The organism is Sphingomonas asaccharolytica NBRC 15499, from assembly GCF_001598355.1.
Taxonomy (GTDB): Bacteria; Pseudomonadota; Alphaproteobacteria; order Sphingomonadales; family Sphingomonadaceae; genus Sphingomonas; species Sphingomonas asaccharolytica.
In genome coordinates, this window is record NZ_BCYU01000186.1 from 1 (window position 1) to 794 (window position 794).

The window sequence follows — 794 nt, forward strand, 5'->3', positions numbered from 1 at the left end:
CCGCGATATCTTCACCGCCTTGCTTGCCGCTCGTTGGTCGTGGGGCCCCTCCACCACCAAGCTGCGCTTGGCGGTCCCCCTCCCCGTACCGGGGAGGAGTTTTTGTGACCGACTTCCTCGACGCCCTCGCACGCGTGCCGGACCTGCTCGCACAGCATCTATTGCTGGCGATGAGCGCGCTGGTGCTGGGGATCATCCTCAGCCTGCCGCTCGCAGTGTGGTCGGCGCGCGTGCCGGCGGTCGGTCGGATCGTGCTCGGCTTCGCCAGTCTGGTCCAGACGATCCCCAGCCTCGCACTGCTCGCGCTTTTCTATCCGATCCTGCTGTCGCTCTCGGCCTTGGTCGGCGGCGGAATTCCTGCATTGGGCTTCCTGCCGTCACTCCTCGCGCTGACCCTCTACGCCTTGCTGCCGATCCTCAGGAACGGCGTGACCGGCCTCGCCGGGATCGACCCCGCGGTGATCGAGGCCGCCGATGGCGTCGGCATGACGGCGTGGCAGAAATTGCGGCTAGTCGAGACGCCATTGGTCGCACCCGTTCTGATGGCCGGAATCCGCACCGCGGCAGTGTGGACGATCGGCGCGGCGACGCTGTCGACCACGGTCGGTCAGCCGAGCCTGGGCGATATGATCTTCGCCGGCCTGCAGACGCAGAATTGGGCCCTGGTGCTGGCGGGGTGCACCGCGGCGGCGGGATTGGCGCTCGCGGTCGATGCGCTGCTCGGTGTGATCGAGCGCGGCATCGCGCGGCGCAAGCGGCTCGGCGCGTGGATCGCGTTCGGCGCCCTCGCGCTC

Annotated in this window: 1 protein-coding gene; it reads left to right on the plus strand. The window is 68.8% G+C overall.

Going from position 1 to position 794, the window contains the following annotated elements; all coding sequences use genetic code 11:
- Window positions 1-104 precede the first annotated feature (104 nt).
- On the plus strand, window positions 105-794 hold a 690-nt coding region (locus SAS01S_RS22005), incomplete at its 3' end, for an ABC transporter permease (RefSeq protein WP_169805001.1).